Origin of the sequence: Stutzerimonas stutzeri (assembly GCF_024448935.1) — a bacterium.
Classification (GTDB): Bacteria; Pseudomonadota; Gammaproteobacteria; order Pseudomonadales; family Pseudomonadaceae; genus Stutzerimonas; species Stutzerimonas stutzeri_AO.
In genome coordinates, this window is sequence record NZ_JAMOIE010000002.1 from 95,390 (window position 1) to 118,342 (window position 22,953).

Genomic DNA, 22,953 nt, shown 5'->3' on the forward strand with positions numbered 1-22,953 from the left:
GATACGTCCATGCCTGCCGGGTGTTTAAAGCGTTCCCTGCCCTACTCCTTCAGCTCCGCGCCAGATTGCGCTCGGATATCTGCGAATTCAGCGTCCAGAAGTCGTAAAGCACACCGACGAAAAACAAGCCGCCGGTGAACAGGTAAAGGATCCCCGTGATCCACTTGCCCTGATACATCCGGTGCACGCCGAATACACCCAGGAATGTCAGCAATATCCAGCCGACCGTGTAATCAATGGGTCCCGGCTGGAAGCGCATGTCCGCTTCACGGTCCATCGACGGGATCAGAAACAGGTCGATGATCCAGCCGACGAAAAACAGCCCGAGGGTGAAGAACCAGATGGTGCCGGTGATCGGCTTGCCGTAGTAGAAGCGGTGCGATCCTAGAAATCCGAAAATCCACAGGAGATAGCCGATGACCTTGCTATGGGTGTTCTGTCGTTGCATGGGTGATCTCCCAATAGAAGGCTCGAAGAGCCGAAAACAGCGCTGGAGGCTGGACGTAAAAGCGTCGGTTCGGCTCTCTATCGTCCAGCCTCGAGCCTTCAGCGCTTTTATCGAACGTCTCTAACGGAAGCGCAGGCCCGGGTCTTCCTCGCTGATCTCCAGACTCAGCCCCTGCGACACGCTGGTCAAATGCTCGCCGTCGGTTTCCGAACCCAGCTTGATCATCAGCCGCAGATCGTTGGACGAGTCGGCATACGCCAGGGCGTCTTCGTAAGTGATTTCGCCTTGCACGTAGAGGTTGTACAGCGCCTGGTCGAAGGTCTGCATGCCAAGGTCGGTGGAGCGTTTCATCAGCGACTTGAGCTCGTGAACCTCGCCTTTACGGATCAGATCAGCTGCCAGGGGGGTATTGATCAGCACTTCGATCACCGCGCGACGGCCTTTGCCATCGGGCGTCGGGATCAGCTGCTGAGCGACGATGGCCTTGAGGTTCAGCGACAGATCCATCCAGACCTGGTGCTGCCGATCAGCCGGGAAGAAGTTGATGATTCGGTCCAGCGCCTGGTTAGCGTTGTTGGCGTGCAGGGTCGCCAGACACAGGTGGCCGGTTTCGGCGAATGCGACGGCGTAATCCATGGTTTCCCGTGTCCGCACTTCACCGATCAGGATCACATCCGGCGCCTGGCGCAGGGTGTTTTTCAACGCTACATCGAAGGAGTCCGTATCGATCCCGACTTCACGCTGGGTGACGATGCAGCTCTGATGCTGGTGAATGAACTCGATCGGGTCTTCGATCGAGATGATATGCCCGCTGGAGTTCTTGTTGCGGTAACCGATCATCGCGGCCAGGGATGTGGACTTACCAGTACCGGTCGCACCGACGAACAGCACCAGCCCGCGCTTGGTCATTGCCAGCTTTTTCAGCACTTCCGGCAGTTTCAGGTCTTCCAGCGTCGGTATGTTGGTCTCGATACGGCGCAAGACCATGCCCGCGAGGTTGCGCTGATAGAAGGCGCTGACCCGAAAACGACCAATGCCGCGCGCACTGATGGCGAAGTTGCATTCATGGTTCTCGGTGAACTCGCGACGCTGCTGCTCGTTCATCACCGCGTGAACCGTTTCGCGGGTCATTTCCGGTGACATCGGCGTCTTGTTGACTGGCAGGATCTTGCCGTTGACCTTCATCGACGGCGGCACACCAGCGGTAATGAACAGGTCGGAACCGCCTTTTTCCACCATCAGGCGCAACAGTTTCTCGAATTCCATCGTCGTTCTCGTAGTCCGGCGTAGCCGTCTCAGGCGCCGCCCAGTGTTAGAGCCTGTTCAAGGCCTCGCGAGCCAGAGGCATGCAAGGCAAAAAACAGGCGAAGAAGCGCAGTTTAGTGGCCTAGATGAGCATTCTGAGCCTCATTCTGAGCCTGTTTTTAACGCAGCAGGACCGACGCGCAGCAGGCCTTGGGCAGGTTCTCAGAAATTTTCCGGCTGTTTGGCTTTTTCCTTGGCACTGTCACGCGAGATGATCCCCTTGGCCAACAACCCTTTCAGGCACGAGTCCAGCGTCTGCATACCCAATGAGCCACCCGTCTGGATGGACGAGTACATCTGCGCCACCTTGTCCTCGCGGATCAGGTTGCGGATCGCCGGGGTGCCGATCATGATCTCGTGCGCCGCCACCCGACCACCGCCGACCTTTTTCAGCAGGGTCTGGGAAATCACCGCCTGCAGAGATTCGGACAGCATCGAGCGGACCATCGCCTTCTCTTCAGCCGGGAACACGTCTACGACCCGGTCGATGGTCTTGGCCGCCGATGTGGTGTGCAGGGTGCCAAACACCAGGTGGCCGGTTTCCGCAGCGGTCAGCGCCAGGCGGATGGTCTCCAGGTCGCGCATCTCGCCCACCAGAATGATGTCCGGGTCTTCACGCAGCGCCGAACGCAGCGCTTCGGAGAAGCCGAGCGTGTCACGATGCACTTCACGCTGGCTGACCAGACACTTCTTCGATTCATGAACGAATTCGATCGGGTCCTCGATGGTGAGGATGTGGTGGTACTTGGTGCTGTTCAGGTAGTCCAGCATCGCCGCCAGGGTGGTCGACTTGCCCGAACCGGTCGGCCCGGTGACCAGCACCAGCCCGCGCGGTACGTCGGTGATCTTGCGGAAGACTTCGCCCATGCCGAGGTCTTCCATGGTCAGCACCTTGGACGGAATGGTCCGGAATACGGCGCCGGCACCGCGATTCTGGTTGAAGGCGTTGACCCGGAAGCGCGCCACGCCCGGTACTTCGAACGAGAAGTCGGTCTCGAGGAACTCTTCGAAATCCTTGCGCTGCTTGTCATTCATGATGTCGTAGATCAGCGCGTGTACCTGCTTGTGGTCCATGGCCGGCAGGTTGATCCGGCGCACGTCGCCATCAACGCGGATCATCGGCGGCAAGCCGGAAGACAGGTGCAAATCCGAGGCACCCTGCTTGGCACTGAAGGCCAGCAGCTCTGTGATATCCATGGGACTCCCCAATTACAAGCAAGCAGGTAGAATGCCGCCCAGACCCCAAGGTGGCAGGCGCAGGTAATGTCCACGATAGCGACGAATATTGCAAAGGTCGGAATGCGCATCCGTGAGGCGGCGCAAGCTGCAGGGCGTGATCCCGACGGAGTGCGCCTGCTTGTGGTGAGCAAGACCCAGCCGGCCGAAGCCATCCGTGCGGCCAGCGCAGCAGGCCTGCGCGATTTCGGTGAAAACTACCTGCAGGAAGCGCTGGAGAAACAGGCCGAACTCGCCGACCTGCCATTGGTCTGGCATTTCATAGGCCCCATCCAGTCGAACAAGACCAAGCTGATCGCCGAACATTTCGACTGGGTGCACTCGCTGGACCGCCTGAAAATCGCCCAGCGTCTTTCGGACCAGCGTCCCGGGCACCTGGCGCCGTTGAACCTCTGCCTGCAGGTCAACGTCAGCGGTGAAGCCAGCAAGTCCGGCTGCGAGCCGCAAGATGTTCACGAACTGGCTCACGCCATCTCCGCATTGCCCCGTCTGCGGCTACGTGGCCTGATGGCGATCCCCGAACCGACCGATGACCCAGCCAAGCAGCGCGCTGCCTTCGCCCGCCTGCGCCAGCTGCAAACCGAACTTCAGTTGAACCTGGACACTCTTTCCATGGGCATGAGCCAGGACCTCGAAGCTGCCATCGCCGAAGGGGCAACCTGGGTCCGGATCGGCACGGCCCTGTTCGGTGCCCGTGCTTATCCTTCGAAAGCAGCTGCAGACGTCCCACCGCATGAATAAAAGGAACCGTACTTTGAGCACTCCCCGTATCGCCTTCATCGGCGGCGGCAACATGGCCGCGAGCCTAATCGGCGGTCTACGCGCCCAGGGCATTGCCGCCTCCGCGATCTGTGCCAGTGATCCCGGCGCCGATAAACGCAGCCAACTCGAAGCAGCCCATGGCATCGACGCTTTTGCCGACAACGCCCAGGCCATTGCGGGCGCAGACGTAGTCGTACTGGCAGTTAAGCCGCAGGTGATGCAAGCAGTCTGCCGTGATCTGGCCGCCAGCCTGCAAGCGAATCAGTTGGTTGTATCGATCGCAGCGGGTATCGATTGCGCCAGTCTGCAGGCGTGGTTAGGCGAACAGACCCCGCGCGCGATCGTGCGCTGCATGCCTAATACCCCGTCCTTGCTGCGCCAGGGTGTGAGCGGGCTGTTCGCCAACGACCACGTGACCGACCCGCAAAAACAGCAGGCCGAACAACTGCTTTCAGCGGTTGGGCTGGCGCTCTGGCTGGACACGGAATCGCTGATTGATGCGGTGACCGCTGTGTCGGGCAGTGGCCCGGCGTATTTCTTCCTGATGATCGAAGCCATGACCGCCGCGGGTGAGCGAATGGGCTTGCCACGTGACACCGCGGCACAACTGACCATGCACACCGCCTTGGGCGCCGCGCGAATGGCCTGCGAAAGCGATGTCGGCGCCGCTGAACTGCGACGTCGCGTCACCTCGCCGAACGGAACCACCGAAGCGGCGATCAAAGCCTTCCAGGCGGGCGGTTTCGAAAGCCTGGTCGAGCAAGCGATGGCTGCAGCCGCACGACGCTCGGCCGAACTCGCTGAACAATTGGGCAGTTAGGGTCTGTTGACGTTTCGTTCGCGGCCGCGCCGGAGCTTGTTTTTGCGCGGAGCAAGGCATGAGGAGAGAAGTTTGGTCATTCCAAATGAACGACGAATAACGCCGCACCGCGCAAAAACAGGCCCGGCCCTTCGGGTTGCGCGGCAAATGACGCCAGGCGGCGTTGCGGGACTTGTCAAGGGAACAACCATTACCTGCGTCCCGCGCCTTGCCTGGCGTCATTTGACGCAGCAACGCGGCTCGCGACGAAACATCAACAGACCCTAAGGAGCCTTCATGTCGCAACTCTCGCAAGCCCTGATCCTGATCGTTCAAACGCTCGGCAGCCTGTACCTGCTGATCGTCTTGCTGCGCTTCATCCTGCAACTGGTCCGGGCAGACTTCTACAACCCGCTCAGCCAGTTCATCGTCCGCGCCACGCATCCGCTGCTCAAGCCATTGCGCCGCGTAATCCCCAGCATCGGCGGACTCGACCTGTCCTCGCTGGTATTGGCGATCATCGTCCAGGTCCTGTTAATGGCCGCTATCCTGGTGATCGCCTTCGGCACCATCGGCAATCCGCTGCAGCTTCTGGTCTGGGCCGTCATCGGCGTGACCGGGCTGTTCATCAACATCTTTTTCTATGCGCTGATCATCAGCGTGATCCTGTCCTGGGTCGCACCTGGCAGCCACAACCCCGGCGCCCAATTGATCAGCCAGATTTGCGAACCGGCGCTGGCACCGTTCCGCCGCCTGCTGCCGAACCTGGGGGGGCTGGATATCTCGCCGATTTTTGCGTTTCTGGCAATCAAATTGATCGACATGCTGGTCATCAACAACCTGGCGATGATGACGCACATGCCCAACATCCTGCGTTCGCTCATCTAAGACCGAAACCGCCCATAGCCTCGTGCAGCCTTTTGGGCGGTGGTTCACAAAAGGCTCGATTGACCCGCACCCGGCGGCAGGGATAATCGCCGTTCCGTCAGACCTACTCAAACCTGCCTAAACAGCTTCAAAGCTGACTTCCTGCTTCATCGAGGCCGGTTTCACTCCGGTCTTGCGAGCGGAGCCAGAGCCCGCCTCTCCACAGGCTGCGACCAGCGTCCACAACCGCGACCTCAACGCCGCGATCACCCTGAAGAACATGGCCGTGAGTTCCACTCAAGCGCTTGGCGCAGGACAGTCAGCAAAGCAGCCAGCGCGGCCGCCTGCTGACGCGTTACAGCCTCGAACTGGAACAACAACTGGCCCAGGCCGGCGAAATGCTGCGCCTGCTGCGAAAACCCGCGCCGATCCGCCGCCAGGGCAAAGTCGTCAGTCTCACCAGCGCCAGCCTCGGCTGACACCGGCGTTGCGATTGAGGATGAATTGCGGCGCGCTAACCTTTAGACTTTGCCGCCTTCTTCCAGTACGAGCCAGGGTCGATGCCCACAGCTATTCCAGCCGATTCCGTTGGTCTGGTGAGTCCGAAGGTCGCGCATTTCGCCGAGCCGCTGGCACTCGCCTGCGGCCGCACGCTGAACGATTACCAACTGATCTACGAAACCTACGGCGAGCTGAACGCCTCGTGCAGCAATGCCGTGCTCATCTGCCACGCACTTTCAGGCCATCATCATGCGGCCGGCTTCCACGACGCCGAAGACCGCAAGCCCGGCTGGTGGGATAGCTGCATCGGTCCGGGCAAAGCCATCGATACGAACCGCTTCTTTGTGGTCAGCCTGAACAACCTCGGCGGCTGCAATGGCTCGACCGGCCCCAGCAGCATCAACCCGGCAACGGGCAAGCCTTATGGCGCGGATTTCCCGGTCGTCACCGTGGAAGACTGGGTCAACAGCCAGGCACGCCTGGCCGACAGGCTGGGCATCGAGCAGTGGGCCGCAGTGGTGGGCGGCAGCCTCGGTGGCATGCAGGCCATGCAATGGACCATGAGCTACCCGGAGCGCGTCCGCCATTGCGTGGCGATCGCCTCGGCACCCAAGCTGTCAGCCCAGAACATTGCGTTCAACGAGGTGGCGCGCCAGGCCATCTTGTCGGACCCGGAATTCCACGGCGGGCATTTTCAAGAGAAGGGTGTAATCCCCAAGCGGGGCCTGATGCTGGCGCGGATGGTCGGGCACATCACCTACCTGTCCAACGACGCCATGGGTACCAAGTTCGGCCGTGGGCTCAAGAGCGAAAAGCTGAATTACGATTTCAACAGCGTCGAATTCCAGGTCGAAAGCTATCTTCGCTACCAGGGCGAAGAGTTCTCCAGCCGCTTCGATGCCAATACCTACCTGCTGATGACCAAGGCGCTGGATTATTTCGACCCGGCGGCGACGCACGACGATGATCTGGCCAAGGCCCTGTCCCCGGCGAAAGCGGACTTCTGCGTAATATCGTTCACAACCGACTGGCGCTTCTCCCCGGAGCGCTCGCATGAAATCGTCGACGCGCTGATGGCGGCGCGCAAGAACGTCTGTTATCTGGAAATCGACGCCCCTCAAGGCCACGACGCCTTCCTGATTCCGATCCCTCGGTATCTGCAGGCCTTTCGCGGTTACATGAACCGCATCGCCGTATAAGGAACCTCTATGCGCGCCGACCTGGAAATCATCCAAGACTGGATACCGGCGGGAAGCCGCGTGCTAGACCTGGGCTGCGGTAACGGTGACTTGCTGGCCTGGCTGCGGGACAACAAACAGGTCAGCGGCTATGGTCTGGAAATCGATCCGGACAACATTGCCGCCTGCGTCGAACAAGGTGTCAATGTCATCGAGCAGGATCTGGACAAGGGCCTCGGCAACTTCGCCAGTGACAGTTTCGACATGGTGGTCATGACCCAGGCACTGCAAGCGGTCCACTACCCGGACAAGCTGCTCGAGGAGATGCTGCGGGTCGGACGCGAGTGCATCATCACCTTTCCCAATTTCGGTCACTGGCGCTGCCGTTGGTACCTGGCCAGCAAAGGCCGCATGCCGGTGTCGGATTTCTTGCCTTACACCTGGTACAACACGCCCAACATTCACTTCTGCACGTTCGAGGATTTCGAGCGGTTGTCCCACCAACTTGGCGCCCGGGTGCTCGAGCGCCTAGCCGTGGACCGCCATCACAAGCACGGTGTGGCGAGCCGCTTGTGGCCTAATCTGATTGGTGAAATTGGTATCTATCGTGTCACCGGAGCCGTCCGCCGATCGCTCATTGCTGGAGGTAATCCATGAAATCTCGCTTGATAGGCCTGCTCGCCCTGCTCTTTGCGCTACCCGCCGTGGCTGAGCGCAAACACAGCGTCGGCGAATACGACGTGCACTACATCGCCTTCAATTCCGGCTTCCTGCAGCCGGATATCGCCGCCGCTGCCGGCCTCGTGCGCAGCAAGACTCAAGGCGTGGTCAACCTATCGGTGCTCAAGTCCGGCAAACCGACTGCAGCCCAGGTCAGTGGAACGGTGAAGAACCTGCTCGGTCAGGATTACCCGTTGACCTTCAAGCAACTAAAAGAAGGCGACCAGGCCATCTACTACCTGGCACAGTTCCCCTTCGGCTCGCGAGAAACCCTGCGCTTCAACCTGAATGTGCAGCCTGCCGGCGCCCCGGCGATCGTTTTCGACTTCAGCCAAGAATTCTTCCCGGACGAATGATGCTCTTCAAAGAACTGGTGCTGGCCAGCCACAACGCCGGCAAGCTGAAGGAACTGCAGGCCATGCTGGGCGACGCCGTACGCGTACGTTCCATTGGCGAATTCAGCGACATCGAACCGGAAGAAACCGGGCCTTCCTTTGTCGAAAACGCCATCCTCAAGGCACGCAATGCAGCGCGCATATCCGGCTTGCCTGCGCTGGCCGACGACTCGGGGCTGGCGGTTGATCACCTGGGTGGCGCGCCGGGCATCTACTCGGCGCGCTACGCAGGCGGCCAGGGCGACACGGCGAACAATGCCAAACTGCTCGACGCCCTGAAGGACGTGCCGGACGCCGAGCGTGGCGCTCAGTTCGTCTGCGCGCTGGCATTGCTGCGGCATGCCGACGATCCGCTGCCGATTCTCTGCGAAGGATTGTGGCAGGGCCGCATTCTGCACAGCGCTCGGGGGGAGCATGGCTTCGGTTACGACCCTCTGTTCTGGGTGCCGGAACGTGACTGCTCCAGCGCTGAGCTGGCACCGGAGGACAAGAACCAGCTCAGCCACCGCGCCCGCGCCATGGCGCTGTTGACAGCGCGGCTGGGGATCCGTTGAAAGCTGCTGAAGGCCCAAGGCTGGAGGCTGGACGAACAAGCGGCACCCTCGTCCAGCCTCCAGCCTCCAGCGATGAACGAGTTCGAGGCATCGAACTCCCGCCGCTGACCGCATATATTCATATTCCCTGGTGCGTGCGCAAATGTCCCTATTGTGATTTCAATTCCCACGCCGCCGGGCCGGAGCTGCCGGAAGACGCCTATGTTGGCGCGTTGTTGGCCGATCTCGAATGCGACCTGGGACAGGTCCAGGGCCGCAGACTCTCGTCGATCTTCTTCGGTGGCGGTACCCCGAGCCTGTTTTCCGCCGAAGCACTGGGCCGGGTTCTCGACGGGCTGGAGCAGCGGGTCGGCTTTACCGATGACATCGAGATCACCCTGGAAGCCAACCCGGGCACGTTCGAACAGGCGAAATTCCGCGACTACCGCCGCCTCGGCATCAACCGCTTGTCGATTGGCGTGCAAAGCTTCCAGTCCGCCAAGCTGAAGGCCCTTGGCCGCATCCACAATGGTGACGAAGCGATCCGCGCCGCCGATATGGCGCGCGCGGCGGGCTTCGATAATTTCAACCTCGACCTGATGCATGGTCTGCCTGGGCAGAGCCTGGAAGACGCGCTGAGTGATCTGCGCATCGCCATTGCCCAGCAACCGACGCACCTGTCGTGGTATCAGCTCACGGTCGAGCCGAACACCGAATTCTGGAGCAAACCACCCCGGCTGCCGGAAGACGAGACCCTGTGGGACATCCAGGAAGCCGGACAGGCGCTACTCGCCGCCCATGGCTATGGCCAGTACGAGACCTCGGCTTATGCTCAACCCGGCAGGCAGGCGCGGCACAACCTCAATTACTGGACCTTCGGCGACTTCCTTGGGCTGGGCGCGGGTGCCCATGGCAAGTGGACCGCACCGAATGGCGAGATCCGCCGGCACTGGAAGACCCGCCTGCCGAAAGACTATCTCGACCCGGCGAAACGCTTCCGCGCGGGCGACAAGCGACTCGCGCGGGACGAATTGCCCTTCGAGTTCCTGATGAACGTGCTGCGCCTCACCGACGGCGCCCCATCATCGTTATTCACTCAGCGCACCGGGCTCTCGCTGGACTTGCTGGCCGACGGACGACGGGACGCTGAGGCGCGCGGCTTGCTTGAACCCGACCCGCAGCGGCTGGTTGCGACCGCCAAAGGCCAGCTTTTTCTCAATGACCTGCTGCAACGCTTCCTGCCTTAAGGACCCCCTGCATGGATCTCGTACTCGACCTCATCGCCACCCTGTCCCGGTGGAGCCGCCACCACCTGTTCGATATTTCCCTGGCGATCATGGCGACCCTGTTTGTCCTGTTCGGCCCGGCATTGAACGCCTGGGTGCAGAAGAACATCGGCGGGCTCAATTTCGTCCTTCGCACCCTGGCGTTCGTGGTCTTCTGCGCACTGGTCTACGGCCTTGGCATCATCTATCTCAGCCCCTGGCTGGCCACGGGGTTGGCGCAGTTCAACAACTACACCCTGGCGCCGGTCCTTCTGCTCGTGCTGTTCATCATCGGCGTAGTCGCCGACCGCAGCTAGGCCCGTTCAGGCGTCGCGCAGAAAACGCTCGAGATCCACCGGCTCCCCAGGCATGCCGTGCAGTCGGCGGCGAAGGTCCTCAAACAGAGGGTCGTAGATGCCGTGGAAACCGAACAGCACATCATGGTGCAAGAGCACACCGTGTTTTTGCAGGCATTGTCTAATGCGCTGCAGGAAGTTGACCGCCAAGTCGCGATGCATTGAGAACTGATCGTCGATCGTCATCCGATCGACTTCGCCATGCAAATGAAAGCACGCCCATTCCGGTTGCTGTTCGGGCCCTTCGACGTGATAGTCGAGAACCAGATGGTAGCCGGGAAAGCCTTTTGAAGCGGGTCGGCTGACTTCCGCATGACCGGGTCTGAACATGGACTTTCTCCTCAGTGAATCTGGCAGTGCCTGCCAGGCGCTCTACCTGACGTGACCGCCACGGCACGCTAACAGTTCGATGCCATGCTGACACTCTTGTTCTGACCTTTGTTGACGCCAGTCATTACCCTGTCGCACGCCTGGGCGCCCAATGTCGCCAGTGCTGACCCCGAAAGGAAACAGGAACATGGCGACGACCCCGAAACAATTGAAACTCGGTGCACTGATAGCGCTGGTGGTGGGCTCGATGATCGGCGGCGGTATTTTTTCGCTGCCGCAGAATATGGCAGCCAGTGCCAGCGCCGGCGCGATCCTGATCGGTTGGGCGATCACCGCGGTCGGGATGCTGACCCTGGCCTTCGTATTCCAGACACTGGCCAACCGCAAGCCCGAACTCGACGCCGGCGTCTACGCTTACGCCAAGGCCGGGTTCGGCGACTACATGGGCTTCTCATCCGCCTGGGGCTACTGGATCAGCGCCTGGATCGGCAACGTCAGCTACTTCGTTCTGCTTTTCAGCACCCTCGGCTATTTCTTCCCGCTGTTCGGCGAAGGCAACACGCTGCCGGCCGTGCTCGGCGCCTCAGTGGTGCTTTGGGGCGTCCATTTCCTGGTGCTGCGGGGGATCCAGCAAGCGGCATTCATCAACCTGATCACGACCGTCGCGAAGGTGGTTCCGCTGCTGATGTTCATCGTCATCGCTGCCGTCGCCTTCAGGCTGGACGTGTTCACCCGCGACTTCTGGGGGCAGGGCAATCTGGAACTCGGCAGCGTGATGCAGCAGGTGCGCAACATGATGCTGGTCACCGTGTGGGTGTTCATCGGCATTGAGGGCGCCAGCGTCTATTCGGCGCGCGCCGCTAGGCGCAGCGATGTTGGCAAGGCGACCCTGATCGGCTTCCTCGGTGTGCTCGCACTGCTGGTCCTGGTAAACGTGCTGTCAATGGGCATCATGAGCCAGGCCGAACTGGCTGGCCTCAAGAACCCCTCGATGGCCGGCGTACTGGAGCAGGTGGTTGGACCCTGGGGAGCGATGCTGATCAGCGTCGGCCTGGTCGTCTCGCTGGCCGGCGCATTGCTCTCCTGGACCCTGCTGTGCGCCGAGATCCTCTTCGCCGGTGCGCGCGACAACACCATGCCCAGCTTCCTGCGCAAGGAAAACGTTAACCACGTTCCCAGCAACGCGCTGTGGCTGTCCAATGGACTGATCCAGCTGTTTCTGATCATCACGCTGTTCAGCGCCTCGACTTACCTGAGCCTGTTGTATCTGGCCACGTCGATGATCCTGGTTCCGTATTTCTGGTCGGCGGCCTACGCTTTGCTGCTCGGTCTGCGGGGCGAAGGCTACGAGAATGCCCGAGGCGAACGCCGCAAAGACCTGCTGATAGCCGGGATCGCCACGCTCTACGCCCTGTGGCTGGTGTATGCCGGTGGTGTCCAATACGTCCTTCTGTCGGCGCTGCTCTATGCGCCCGGTGTGCTGTTCTTCGCCAAGGCCAAGCACGAGCGCGGCCAGCCGGTATTCACGCCGCTGGAAAAGGTGATCTTCGCGCTGGTGCTGATTGGGGCGGTGATCGCTGCGTACGGCCTGTACGACGGTTTCCTCTCTCTCTGATACCCCACGCGGGGCGCCTGCCGCGCCCCGGTCCTTCGTCGAACGCCACGAGCGATGACGAGTCACTGAGCACCCACCGGTGCGAAGACTTCAAGGAGCACTGCGATGATCGCGCAACCACCGAAACTGGGCGTCCATTCCGAGGCAGGAAAACTGCGCAAGGTGATGGTCTGCTCTCCAGGCCTGGCCCACCAGCGGCTGACCCCGACCAATTGCGACGAGCTACTGTTCGACGATGTGCTATGGGTCAGCCAGGCCAAGCGCGACCATTTCGATTTCGTCACCAAGATGCGCGAGCGGGGCGTCGAGGTCCTCGAAATGCATAATCTGCTGAGCGAGACGGTGAGTGACCCGGCCGCGCTGAAGTGGATCCTCGACCGCAAAGTCACCGCCAATCAGGTCGGTACCGGCCTAATGAACGAAGTGCGCAGCTGGCTCGAGGAACAACAGCCGCGGCAACTCGCGGAGTACTTGATCGGCGGCGTATCAGGCAGTGACCTGCCCGGCACTCACAGCGGCGAGATTGTCAGCCTGTTCCGTGATTTCCTCGGCCACTCCAGCTTCATCCTGCCTCCATTGCCCAATACCATTTTTACCCGAGACACGAGTTGCTGGATCTACGGTGGTGTGTCGCTCAACCCGATGCACTGGACGGCACGGCGCCAGGAAACCCTGCTGACCACGGCAATCTACCGCTTCCACCCACAGTTCGCCGGGCAGGACTTCAAGGTCTGGTACGGCGACCCCGAACTCGAGCACGGCCTGGCGACACTCGAAGGTGGCGACGTGATGCCGATTGGTAATGGCGTGGTGCTGATCGGAATGGGCGAGCGCTCCTCGCGACAAGCCATCGGCCAGCTGGCCCAGTCGCTGTTCCGCCAGGGTGCGGCCGAGCGCGTGATCATCGCCGGCCTGCCGCGTTCGCGCTCGGCGATGCACCTGGATACCGTGTTCAGCTTCTGCGATCGCGACCTGGTGACGATCTATCCAGATGTCGTTCAGGGCATCGTCGCGTTCAGCCTGCGACCAGACGAGAGCAAACCAGGCGGCATCGACCTGCGCCGCGAAGCGGCCGGTTTCCTCGAGGTGGTAGCCGAAGCCCTCGGCCTGCCGGCGCTTCGAGTGGTCGCGACCGGCGGTGACAGTTACGAGGTCGAACGCGAGCAATGGGACGATGGCAACAACGTGGTGGCCCTCGAACCCGGTGTAGTGATCGGCTACGACCGCAACACCTTCACCAATACCTTGTTGCGCAAGGCCGGTGTCGAGGTGATCACCATCAGCGCCAGCGAGCTGGGCCGAGGCCGCGGCGGTGGCCACTGCATGACCTGCCCGATCGTTCGCGACGCCATCGACTATTGATCACGGCGCCGGGCCTGGGCCCGGCAAGCCCCGCAACACGAGGAATTCCACCATGGCCTTCAATATCCACAACCGCAGCCTGCTCAGTCTGATGCATCACAGCGAACGCGAACTGCGCTACCTGCTCGACCTGTCCCGTGACCTCAAGCGTGCCAAGTACACCGGCACCGAGCGCCAGCACCTGAAGGGCAAGAACATCGCCCTGATCTTCGAAAAGACCTCCACCCGCACCCGTTGCGCCTTCGAAGTGGCCGCCTACGACCAGGGCGCCAATGTCACCTACATCGACCCGAACTCTTCGCAAATCGGCCACAAGGAGAGCATGAAGGACACCGCACGCGTGCTCGGACGCATGTATGACGCCATCGAGTACCGCGGCTTCAAGCAGGAAGTGGTCGAAGAGCTGGCCCGTTACGCCGGGGTGCCGGTCTACAACGGGCTGACCGACGAATACCACCCGACCCAGATGATCGCCGACGTGCTGACCATGCGTGAGCACAGCGACAAGCCGCTACACCAGATCAGCTATGCGTATCTGGGCGATGCGCGTAACAACATGGGCAAATCGCTGCTGCTGATCGGTGCGAAGCTGGGCATGGACGTGCGCATCGCTGCGCCGAGATCGCTGTGGCCTAGCGAAGCACACGTCAAGGCCTGCCATGAATTTGCCGAACAGAGTGGCGCTCAGCTGATGCTCACCGAGGAGCCTACCGCAGCCGTACAAAATGTCGACTTCGTCCACACCGATGTGTGGGTGTCGATGGGAGAGCCTGTCGAGGCCTGGGCCGAACGTATCGAGCAGCTGCTCCCCTACCAGGTGAATACGGCGCTCATGCAGGCCACCGGCAACCCGCGAGCCAAATTCATGCATTGCCTGCCGGCTTTCCACAACAGCGAGACCAAGATCGGCAAGGAGATCGCCGCGAAATATCCCCACCTTGCCAATGGCATCGAGGTCACCGAGGAGGTGTTTGAGTCGCCAGCCTGCATCGCCTTCGAGCAAGCGGAGAACCGCATGCATACCATCAAGGCCATTCTCGTCTCGACGCTTGCCGACGTCTAAGTCACCCGACGTACCAGGAGGGCACCGCATGCGCATCGTGATTGCACTGGGTGGCAACGCCCTGCTTCGCAGAGGCGAACCACTGAGCGCCGACAACCAGCGAGAGAATGTCAGAACCGCTTGCAGCCAGATTGCCCGCATCTCGCCCGGCAATGAGCTGGTGATCGCCCATGGCAACGGCCCACAGGTTGGGCTGCTGGCCCTGCAGGGAGCTGCCTATACGGACGTACCCGTTTACCCGCTGGATGTACTCGGTGCCGAAACCGAAGGCATGATCGGCTACATTATCGAGCAGGAGCTAGGCAATCTGCTGCCCTTCGAGGTGCCCTTCGCCACCCTGCTCACGCAAGTGGAGGTGGATGCTGCCGACCCGGCGTTCACCAACCCGAGCAAGCCGATCGGCCCAGTGTACAGCCGCAAAGAGGCCGAACGACTGGCAAGTGAAAAAGGCTGGCACATCGCTGCCGATGGCGAACGTTTCCGCCGGGTTGTTCCGAGCCCGCGACCGAAGCGGATTTTCGAGATCAGGCCGATCCGCTGGCTGCTGGAAAAAGGCAGCGTGGTTATTTGCGCCGGCGGCGGTGGCATTCCTACGGTGTACGACCAGAACGGGCACCTGCAAGGCGTCGAGGCAGTGATCGACAAGGACCTCTGCTCGGCGCTACTGGCCGAGCAGCTCGAAGCCGACCTACTGGTGATCGCCACGGATGTCGACGGGGTCTACCTGGACTGGGGCACGCCGCAGCAGCGCCGCATCAACGAAGCCCATCCCGACCAGCTGGAACTGTTGGGCTTTGCCGCAGGCTCGATGGGGCCGAAGGTTCAGGCAGCGTGTGAGTTTGCCCGCAACACCGGCCAAACTGCGGTGATCGGCTCACTGGCCGACATCGAAGCGATCGTACAGGGCCGCGCCGGAAGCCGCGTCAGCCTGTCGACAGCGGAGATCGCATATCGCTGAGCGGCGACTCGGCAAGTTGCGCACGCCTCGCCCGGGCGCTGCAAACCTTGCTCGGAAGCAACGTGTATCCCGTACGCATCCGCCACCTCGCTTAACGAGGCGACACAGGTGTATACCGCTACCGTGAACAGCGCGCATTTCAAACGCGATTTACGGGTGGTGTATCTGGTAAAGCGCGTTGGCGGCAAAGCGAAAACAGCCTTGTTATTTTCGACGGATACGTCGCTGGAGGCCATGACCTTGGTGATGTACGACAAGGCGCGTTTTCAGATTGAGTTTCTGTTTCGCGAGGCCAAGCAGTTTCTGGATCTGAACGACTGTCAGGCGCGAAAGCAACAAGCGCTACATTTCCCCAGCAACATATGGACCAGATGTCAAATACTGGCAGTCAGGAAGAGCGCATGGATCAGATGCAGGAACACATGCAAAAAATGCAAAAGCACATGGAAATGATGCAACAGATGATGGAGAGTCAGCACGGGGGTAATGGCATGACGGGTAAGCATGGAAATCAGAACATGGAGGGCAAGCCGGGCGAACAGCAAGGGCACCAGATTGCCGCACTCTGGAAAACGGGGCTGACGACCGGTCAGCCCTATCCGTTTTTTTTTGCAATCGCAAGGAGTTGACAATGCAGGTGGAAACTCTGGGTGACGTCCTCGACTGGACAAAGGCCGCCCATACCAGTATCGCCGACTGCCTGGCTCACTGCTCGCAGGCCTCCCGCCAGGAAAGGGTCAGAATGTTGCTCGATTACCTCGCCCTGCATGAACGGGAACTCAGCCGCGCCCTGACACTGAGTAAACAGGACGCGTCCCCCTCCGCCCTGCATACCTGGTGCTACGAGTATTTCAAAAAATACCCGATCGAACCCCACGAACAGTGCAATGAGGATTTTCGCGATATGGACACTGACCTGGTCATGGCCAAAGTGCTGGCCTTTCATGAAAAGGTCATGGGGCTTTATCGCTACCTCCTCTCACGCGCGGAAGTGACTTCTTCACGAGAACTGCTTGAAAATTTGCTCAGCCTGGAAGAACACGAGGCCATGCGCATGGCGCGTGATGTCGGACGCATGCAGGACATGTAACGGCGCGGGTCCGGAGGCAACGTCCCGGGCTTGTCTCCGAGATGACATTGTCGAAGGCCAGCGGCCCGTTGACCTTCTCGATGGCGATGGCATGATCGGTCAGTTGCGCTTGATGGTTTTCCATCGTTCCCTGGGCACTCGACATCTGGAGCCGGCCTTTCCAGGATCGCCTCGCGATCGGCGAGATACTCCAGCAGCCACTTATGCTGGGTGGCACAGTGCCTGAAGCGCTCGGCCAGACGGGCATGCAGCTGCCGGATCCACTCGATCAGGTGTTGATCTTCATCCAACGCTCTCCCTTGACGGGTTGCTCTATCAGTATTGGCTGTAAACCGGTTCGGGCGCCGCTCCGCCTGCCGGCCGGTTTACGGCGTGGCCGACGGGAAGGGCTTCTGTTGACATGTTTCACTCCCTCTGCGGCTATCGATGGGCGGGCCGAAATGCCCATGCAGCACGCCAGAACGTCACATGGACCGGCCTTGGGAACCCGCGGCGCGCAGGCGCGGAATAAAGCGTGGCGTACGGGCTGCGTAGGCCTGCCACTCGTCACCGAACTGACGCGCGACCTCGCGTTCTTCATGGATCGCCAATCTTGAGTACATCCACACCAGGACCGGGAACATGGCCAGGGTCAGCAGGGTGGGCCACTGCAGCAGGAAACCGACCATCACCAGCACGAAACCGGCGTACTGCGGATGCCGGACACGGGCATAGGGTCCGGTCGTTGCCAGCTCTCCCCGCTGCTGGGCGGCATAGAGCACCCGCCAACCGGCGGCGATGAGCCAGAACCCCGCGGCGATGAACACCGTGCTCAGCAGATGGAAGGGCCCGAAGTGCGGGCTGGCCTGCCAGCCGAACAGCATCTCCAGCAGGTGCCCCGCATCGTGGCTGAACCAGTCCACTTCGGGGAAGCGAGACTGCAGCCAGCCGGAGAGGAAGTAGAGGGTCAGCGGGAAGCCGTACATCTCCGTGAACAGCGCCACCAGGAAGGCGCTGAAAGCCCCGAGCGAGCGCCAGTCGCGGCGCGTCTGCGGCTTGAAGAAGCTGAAGGCGAAGAAGATGAAGATCGCCGAGTTGAGAATGACCAGGCCCCACAGGCCATAGGCGGGTACCTCATCACTCATCGCGCCCTTCCTTGCGGTCATCATGCCCGCCATGGCTGCCGTGCCCTCCATGTCCGCCGTGCATGAACACATGCATCAGCGGGCAGGCGAGCAAGAACAACCAGGGCAGGGCACCCAGCAGGTGCACCTTGTGCTCCTCCCAGAGCAGGAAGCCCATCATCGCCAGGGCGAGCGCTACCATGAGCCAGAAGGTGCCCTTGCTGGGTCGTCGGTCCAGCCATCCGTTTTCGTCATTCATGATCAGATCCTTATCCGCCGCAGGCGCAGCGCGTTCGCAACAACCGATATCGACGAGGCGCTCATCGCGAAGGCGGCAAACATCGGTGAAATCAGAATCCCGAAGAACGGGAACAGGAGCCCGGCGGCGATCGGTACCCCCGCCCCGTTATAGACCAGGGCGAAGAACAGGTTCTGTTTGATATTGCGCATGGTGGCCAGCGACAGCTTGCGGGCGCGGACGATGCCATCGAGATTGCCCTTGACCAAGGTGAAACCGGCACTTTCGATGGCCACGTCGGCGCCGGTGCCCATGGCGATACCCACATCGGCCTGGGCCAGGGCGGGGGCGTCGTTCACCCCGTCGCCGGCCATGGCCACCTTGCGGCCTTCTGCCTGCAGTTCACGGATGATGCGCGCCTTGTCTTCGGGCAGCACGTCGGCGCGGATCTCATCGATGCCCAGCCGGCCGGCCACGGCACGGGCGGTGCGCTCGTTGTCGCCGGTGGCCATGATGATGCGAAAGCCCAGCGTGTGCAGCGCCTTCAGGGCCTCGGGGGTGGTGTCCTTTACCGGGTCGGCGACGCTGACCAGGCCGGCGATCTGCCCGTCGAGCACCACAAACATCACCGTTTCGCCCTCATCGCGGCGGGCGTTGGCGGCCTCGGAAATCCGCCCGCCATCGAGGCCCAGTTCGGCCATGAGCTTGGCGTTGCCGAGGGCCACCGACTGGCCGTCCACGACCCCCTTGACGCCCATGCCGGTCACCGCCTCGAAATCGGTGGCATCGGCGAGGGATACGCCGCGCTCCTCGGCGCCGGTGACGATGGCCTCGGCCAGCGGATGCTCGGAGCCTTTCTCGAGGCTGGCCGCCAGGCGCAGCACCTCGGCCTCGTCATGCCCCGCCTCCGGCAGTACCGCCACCAGCTTCGGCTTGCCTTCGGTCAGCGTGCCGGTCTTGTCGACCATCAGCGTATCGACCTTGGCGAAGCGCTCCAGCGCCTCGGCATTCTTGATCAGTACGCCCAGTTGGGCGCCGCGCCCGGTGGCCGTCATGATCGACATCGGCGTGGCCAGGCCTAGGGCGCAGGGGCAGGCGATGATCAGCACCGCCACCGCCGAGACCAGTGCATAGGCCAAGGCCGGTGGCGGCCCCCAGATCGCCCAGGCGACGAAGGCAATGGCCGCCACGCCGATCACCGCGGGGACGAACTTGCCCGCGACCCTGTCGGCGAATTTCTGAATCGGCGCGCGCGAGCGCTGGGCATTGGCCACCATCTCGACGATCTGGCTGAGCATGGTATCGGCACCCACTCGGGTCGCCTCCATGATCAGGCTGCCGGTGCCGTTGATCGTGGCTCCCGTGACCTTGTCGCCTGCAACCTTTTCCACCGGTACCGGCTCGCCCGAGATCATCGACTCGTCGATCGAGGAGCGGCCCTCGACGACCACGCCGTCCACCGGCACCTTGTCACCGGGCCGCACCCGCAGGTGGTCGCCCACCTGCACGTCTTCCAGCGGCACCTCCTCTTCGTTGCCGTCGGGCCGGATCACCCGGGCGGTCTTGGCGGCCATGTCGAGCAGCGCGCGAATGGCCTTGCCGGTGCCTTCCCGCGCCCGCAGTTCCATCACCTGGCCCAGCAGGATCAGCGTGACGATCACCGCCGCGGCTTCGAAATAGACGCCGACGTTGCCGTTCGCGTCGCGAAAGCCTGCCGGAAAAATCCCTGGCGCCAGCACTGCCACAATACTGAAAAGATAAGCTGCCCCCACCCCCATGCCGATCAGGCTGAACATGTTGAGATTGCGGGTTCGGAAGGACTGGTAGCCACGCACCAGAAACGGCCATCCCGACCACAGGACCACCGGCGTGCTGAGTACCAGTTCGATCCACTGCGTGGCCCGCTCGCCGAAGAACTCGCGAATTCCCGTGAGCCCCAGCATGGGGCCCATCGTCAGCACCAGCAGCGGCACCGTGAGAACGGCGGCGATTCGAAAGCGTCTCGTGAAGTCGACCAGCTCGGGGTTGGGGCCCTCCTCGCCGACCACGGAGGACTCGAGTTCCAGCCCCATGCCGCACAGCGGACAGGCGCCAGGATCGGGCTGGCGTACCTCGGGGTGCATCGGACAGGTATACACGGCCCCGGCGTAGCCGTCGGGTACCTTGTCATACTTGTCGCCGCGAACAGGCTTGGCCATGCCTTGGCCGACATGATGTCCATGACCGTGACCGTCGGTTACCGGCGAATCACTGCCCGCCGGGACGAGGTGCATCCCGCATTTGGGACAATCCCCCGGCTGATCGGAGACGACCTCCGGGTGCATCGGGCAGGTGTACTGGGCAGCGCCTTGATCGCTGGCGTTCATGGAGCCGGCATCCGTGCTTTCCTTCTGTTTGCCGTGATGCGAGTGCTCACGCCGCTTGATGTGCTGCTGGGTCATGAAGTCGTCTCCGTCACCTTCGTTGGCTGGGGGTATCTCAGGGTCTTCCTTTCCGTAAGCGAGGGACGCCATGGCGCCTATGCAGCGTCGTCAATGCCGCAGATCGCGCCTGCGTTGCTCGTATTCCTCGCGGTCGATCTCGCCGCGGGCGTAGCGTTCTTGCAGAAGGTCCAGGGCCGTTGGCCGCCGTTGAGGAGGAGTCTCGCCCTGGCCTCGGGTCAGGCCACGCACCAGGAGAACGGCCAAGGCAATGACAGCGCCCCAGAACAACACCATCATGAGCCCGCCGAAGAGCATATGCCCCCAGCCGTAACTCCCCATATACGCCATCATGTCGCCCCACATGGTCGGATCTCCTTTCATGTTGAAATACCCTGCCCTGTTATCAGGGGCTATAACCTGCGCGTAACCCAAGGGTCAAGCAGAAAAACGCACACAGACCACGATTAAGATCGGGAGGACAACGCTTGTTGCAATAACCGCAACATTCTCCTCGCCCCATCCGGCAGGTCTCGCCTTGCACGGCGAGCGAGGTAGCCAGGAAGAAGCACGTAAAGAAGGCTTCACGGGTTTCCATGCGACAAACCAAGCCAGGCTGATGACCTTGTTACGGAGCGTGAGGGAGGGATTGCAGAACATTCCTTCGGGTCGGGTCGATCAACGTAAGAGCGTGCCCGAGTCGAGGCTGCCCACCCACCCGCGCTGGCAAATCTGGTAGGAACGCTGTGGATTGGCTCCGGCGCAAGGCGCGCGGGCGCCGTCAGTAGGCTTGCTGTCAGGCTACTTGCTCGCTTCGAGTTTCTTTCCGATAGCAGCGGTCACTTCCTGCAAGCCCTGGCTGGTCACCTTGGCCCAGTCGCTGTCGGTCACGAACTGCATACCGTCGTTCACGTCCGTGGCGATCGCCACAGGCGACTGACCGTTAGCCTCGAGACCAGGTTCGCTTTGTTGTTGACGGTCACGTAAGCGAAACCTGGCGAGAACCACGTCCAGAATTCCTTGACGCGTACCGTGACTTGGCTGGCATCCGACGCCTGCTCTTTCACCACCCGGTAGCCGGACTGCGTGTAGGCATTGCGACGACGGAGCCAACCAGTTGGCTGTCCGTGCGGCCTGAGGGCAGCACCACGTCGCCCAGCGCCTTGCCAAATCCATTGCGCTTGCGTGCAAAGGCGCGCTCGGTGATCGAGGTGTCGTTGATTTCGCCGCCTTTCAGCGAAGGGATGCCGGCGCTGCGCGGCTTGGACTCGAAGGTCCGTTCGTCGATCGTCGTGATGACCACCTGCTGCCCAGTCGTAGCGTCAGTACCGGAACGGAAACATCGACAACGGAGCGGTTGGTGACACACCCCACCATGGTCGTCGCCAGTACAACCAGCAGCGATGTTTTGAGGGGAGCCAGGAAAGCAGAATTCATTTACAAGTCATTGTGTGTGGTGGGCATCCGCCGCCTTTTCCTATGTCCGCGCTCGAATGCCGGGCATGAATCGGCCATGGAATAGTGGCCGGTCGCCACACTACTGCCCTGCGGTACTTCCGGCAATCTCTAGCCGGATCGAACGACGCAGAGCGCTGCGAATCAGGGCCATGCCGGCCCGCAGGTGCCGCTCGGACAGCCGACACGAGGCTTCCAGCTGGCTCGGTGCACGTCGGTCGGTACAATGCCATCTTTGCCAAGCTCGGAGCTGTCCTCGATGTTCACCCTCGCCCACCTGGGCACCCGCCACCGGAGTCGATGAAAAGCCAGGTGCTGCAGATGGTGGTGGACTACCTCGGCGACATCAGCCCGGTCTCGCTCACGCCGCGCAATCCGCTGTATCGGCTGTAGGCATCGGTCGGGCGATGGTCGGGACATGGTGGCGCCGAAGGCGACCAGCGAATCGAGTTGGTTGAAGCCGTCGAAGGTGAGGATGGCAATGTGCATGGCGGCCCCCCGCGGTAGAGCGGCCCCCATACTGGGCGCCTGCCCACGAGCGGAACAGGCACAGTGGCCCGCGATGCGAGCCGTACAGGCGTGGGGATGCCTGTATCGGCCCTGCTCCAGCCACCGGCATGACTCAGGCCATCAGGCCCTCGAATCGCCGCTGCCGTGGCGAGGCAGCCCCTTCACTGGCAGACCGGCAAAAGGCAGTGAGCCATATACTGCCGGTTTTGCCGCGAGCCCTTCCCCATGAGCAACAAACGATAGGCCTGCATCGGCCTGAGCAACCCGAAATCGCCGTCCAAGGTAGCAGCCGCCATGCGCGCCGCTGGCTGCTACGGCGCCGCTTCGGTGTTCTACACCGGCACCCGTCATGACCGCGCCAAGGATTTCACACGGCCTGGAAGCTCAAGCACAAAATCATGCAGGTCATGCTTGAGCGGGAACAGAACACGGTGCTCGGAGGGT

The 22,953-nt window shown here is 61.7% G+C and carries 25 protein-coding genes and 3 pseudogenes; 18 read left to right on the forward strand and 10 right to left on the reverse strand.

What is annotated here, in order from left to right:
* Positions 1-49: 49 nt before the first annotated feature.
* The 3 genes from NA637_RS01050 to NA637_RS01060 all read right to left on the reverse strand — a co-directional run bounded on the left by NA637_RS01050 (position 50) and on the right by NA637_RS01060 (position 2,950).
* The gene (locus NA637_RS01050) at positions 50-448 is read right to left on the reverse strand and encodes an NINE protein (protein ID WP_256070543.1); all 399 of its coding nucleotides are present in this window, start codon (positions 446-448) and stop codon (positions 50-52) included.
* A gap of 120 nt (positions 449-568) precedes the next feature.
* Positions 569-1,714 (reverse strand): PilT/PilU family type 4a pilus ATPase, encoded by a 1,146-nt coding sequence (locus NA637_RS01055; RefSeq protein WP_256070544.1) that lies wholly within the window; start codon positions 1,712-1,714, stop codon positions 569-571.
* A 201-nt stretch (positions 1,715-1,915) separates the two neighbouring features.
* Positions 1,916-2,950: a type IV pilus twitching motility protein PilT gene (locus NA637_RS01060; protein ID WP_256070545.1), complete on the reverse strand. Its 1,035-nt coding sequence runs from the start codon at positions 2,948-2,950 to the stop codon at positions 1,916-1,918.
* Positions 2,951-3,016: 66 nt separating this feature from the next.
* Between NA637_RS01060 and NA637_RS01065 the strand changes: the two genes are divergently transcribed.
* From NA637_RS01065 to NA637_RS01110, 10 genes and pseudogenes are all read left to right on the forward strand, one after another.
* Entirely contained in the window at positions 3,017-3,730 is a 714-nt protein-coding gene (locus NA637_RS01065; protein WP_256070547.1) for a YggS family pyridoxal phosphate-dependent enzyme, read from the forward strand.
* 13 nt (positions 3,731-3,743) lie between these two features.
* The gene (gene proC, locus NA637_RS01070) at positions 3,744-4,571 is read left to right on the forward strand and encodes a pyrroline-5-carboxylate reductase (protein WP_256070548.1); all 828 of its coding nucleotides are present in this window, start codon (positions 3,744-3,746) and stop codon (positions 4,569-4,571) included.
* Between the two features lie 276 nt (positions 4,572-4,847).
* Positions 4,848-5,438, forward strand: a complete 591-nt coding sequence (locus NA637_RS01075; RefSeq protein ID WP_256070550.1) for a YggT family protein — start codon at positions 4,848-4,850, stop codon at positions 5,436-5,438.
* 275 nt (positions 5,439-5,713) lie between these two features.
* A pseudogene (locus NA637_RS01080) lies at positions 5,714-5,896 on the forward strand (hypothetical protein); the annotation flags it as partial.
* 81 nt (positions 5,897-5,977) lie between these two features.
* Positions 5,978-7,117, forward strand: coding sequence for a homoserine O-succinyltransferase MetX (metX, locus tag NA637_RS01085; protein WP_256070551.1), 1,140 nt, complete (start codon positions 5,978-5,980; stop codon positions 7,115-7,117).
* 9 nt (positions 7,118-7,126) lie between these two features.
* Positions 7,127-7,753, forward strand: a complete 627-nt coding sequence (metW, locus tag NA637_RS01090; RefSeq protein WP_256070553.1) for a methionine biosynthesis protein MetW — start codon at positions 7,127-7,129, stop codon at positions 7,751-7,753.
* Entirely contained in the window at positions 7,750-8,172 is a 423-nt protein-coding gene (locus NA637_RS01095) for a DUF4426 domain-containing protein (protein WP_256070554.1), read from the forward strand. Before metW ends, NA637_RS01095 begins: the two co-directional genes overlap by 4 nt.
* Positions 8,169-8,765: an RdgB/HAM1 family non-canonical purine NTP pyrophosphatase gene (rdgB, locus tag NA637_RS01100; RefSeq protein ID WP_256070555.1), complete on the forward strand. Its 597-nt coding sequence runs from the start codon at positions 8,169-8,171 to the stop codon at positions 8,763-8,765. The genes NA637_RS01095 and rdgB overlap by 4 nt, the downstream gene beginning before the upstream one ends.
* 89 nt (positions 8,766-8,854) lie before the next feature.
* On the forward strand, positions 8,855-9,991 hold the full coding sequence (gene hemW, locus NA637_RS01105; RefSeq protein WP_256070580.1) for a radical SAM family heme chaperone HemW: 1,137 nt from the start codon (positions 8,855-8,857) through the stop codon (positions 9,989-9,991).
* 11 nt (positions 9,992-10,002) lie between these two features.
* On the forward strand, positions 10,003-10,326 hold the full coding sequence (locus NA637_RS01110; protein ID WP_256070556.1) for a DUF3392 domain-containing protein: 324 nt from the start codon (positions 10,003-10,005) through the stop codon (positions 10,324-10,326).
* A 6-nt stretch (positions 10,327-10,332) separates the two neighbouring features.
* On the opposite strand, the gene NA637_RS01115 is transcribed toward NA637_RS01110, so the two are convergent.
* Positions 10,333-10,695, reverse strand: a complete 363-nt coding sequence (locus NA637_RS01115; protein ID WP_256070557.1) for a DUF5064 family protein — start codon at positions 10,693-10,695, stop codon at positions 10,333-10,335.
* Positions 10,696-10,882: 187 nt separating this feature from the next.
* Here NA637_RS01115 and arcD point away from each other — a divergent pair, with 187 nt between their 5' ends.
* The 6 genes from arcD (at position 10,883) to NA637_RS01145 (ending at position 16,783) form a co-directional block, all read left to right on the forward strand.
* Entirely contained in the window at positions 10,883-12,310 is a 1,428-nt protein-coding gene (gene arcD, locus NA637_RS01120; protein WP_256070558.1) for an arginine-ornithine antiporter, read from the forward strand.
* 105 nt (positions 12,311-12,415) lie between these two features.
* Complete coding sequence (gene arcA, locus NA637_RS01125) at positions 12,416-13,672, forward strand: arginine deiminase (RefSeq protein WP_256070559.1); 1,257 nt, start codon at positions 12,416-12,418, stop codon at positions 13,670-13,672.
* Between the two features lie 52 nt (positions 13,673-13,724).
* Positions 13,725-14,735, forward strand: a complete 1,011-nt coding sequence (locus NA637_RS01130) for an ornithine carbamoyltransferase (RefSeq protein ID WP_256070561.1) — start codon at positions 13,725-13,727, stop codon at positions 14,733-14,735.
* A gap of 28 nt (positions 14,736-14,763) precedes the next feature.
* On the forward strand, positions 14,764-15,693 hold the full coding sequence (gene arcC / locus NA637_RS01135) for a carbamate kinase (RefSeq protein WP_256070562.1): 930 nt from the start codon (positions 14,764-14,766) through the stop codon (positions 15,691-15,693).
* A 401-nt stretch (positions 15,694-16,094) separates the two neighbouring features.
* A complete protein-coding gene (locus tag NA637_RS01140; protein WP_256070563.1) occupies positions 16,095-16,322 on the forward strand; it encodes a hypothetical protein in 228 nt (75 codons plus the stop codon).
* Between the two features lie 2 nt (positions 16,323-16,324).
* Positions 16,325-16,783: an ATPase gene (locus NA637_RS01145; protein WP_256070565.1), complete on the forward strand. Its 459-nt coding sequence runs from the start codon at positions 16,325-16,327 to the stop codon at positions 16,781-16,783.
* A 464-nt stretch (positions 16,784-17,247) separates the two neighbouring features.
* Here NA637_RS01145 and NA637_RS01150 read toward each other — a convergent pair whose 3' ends face one another.
* The 6 genes from NA637_RS01150 to NA637_RS25460 form a co-directional block, all read right to left on the reverse strand.
* A complete protein-coding gene (locus NA637_RS01150) occupies positions 17,248-17,907 on the reverse strand; it encodes a methyltransferase family protein (protein WP_256070567.1) in 660 nt (219 codons plus the stop codon).
* Positions 17,900-18,145, reverse strand: coding sequence for a DUF2933 domain-containing protein (locus NA637_RS01155; protein WP_423836692.1), 246 nt, complete (start codon positions 18,143-18,145; stop codon positions 17,900-17,902). Before NA637_RS01155 ends, NA637_RS01150 begins: the two co-directional genes overlap by 8 nt.
* Positions 18,146-18,147: 2 nt before the next feature.
* On the reverse strand, positions 18,148-20,565 hold the full coding sequence (locus tag NA637_RS01160; protein WP_256070569.1) for a copper-transporting P-type ATPase: 2,418 nt from the start codon (positions 20,563-20,565) through the stop codon (positions 18,148-18,150).
* A gap of 90 nt (positions 20,566-20,655) precedes the next feature.
* The gene (locus tag NA637_RS01165; RefSeq protein ID WP_256070570.1) at positions 20,656-20,928 is read right to left on the reverse strand and encodes an SHOCT domain-containing protein; all 273 of its coding nucleotides are present in this window, start codon (positions 20,926-20,928) and stop codon (positions 20,656-20,658) included.
* A gap of 417 nt (positions 20,929-21,345) precedes the next feature.
* Positions 21,346-21,552, reverse strand: a complete 207-nt coding sequence (locus NA637_RS25455) for a hypothetical protein (RefSeq protein ID WP_336605486.1) — start codon at positions 21,550-21,552, stop codon at positions 21,346-21,348.
* 55 nt (positions 21,553-21,607) lie between these two features.
* A complete protein-coding gene (locus tag NA637_RS25460) occupies positions 21,608-21,847 on the reverse strand; it encodes a hypothetical protein (protein WP_336605487.1) in 240 nt (79 codons plus the stop codon).
* 411 nt (positions 21,848-22,258) lie between these two features.
* On the opposite strand from NA637_RS25460, the pseudogene NA637_RS01175 reads away from it, so the two are divergent.
* Both NA637_RS01175 and NA637_RS01180 read left to right on the forward strand, forming a co-directional pair.
* Positions 22,259-22,389: pseudogene (locus NA637_RS01175) on the forward strand (GNAT family N-acetyltransferase); the annotation flags it as partial.
* Between the two features lie 369 nt (positions 22,390-22,758).
* Positions 22,759-22,878 (forward strand): annotated as a pseudogene (locus NA637_RS01180) (TrmH family RNA methyltransferase); the annotation flags it as partial.
* Positions 22,879-22,953 lie beyond the last annotated feature (75 nt).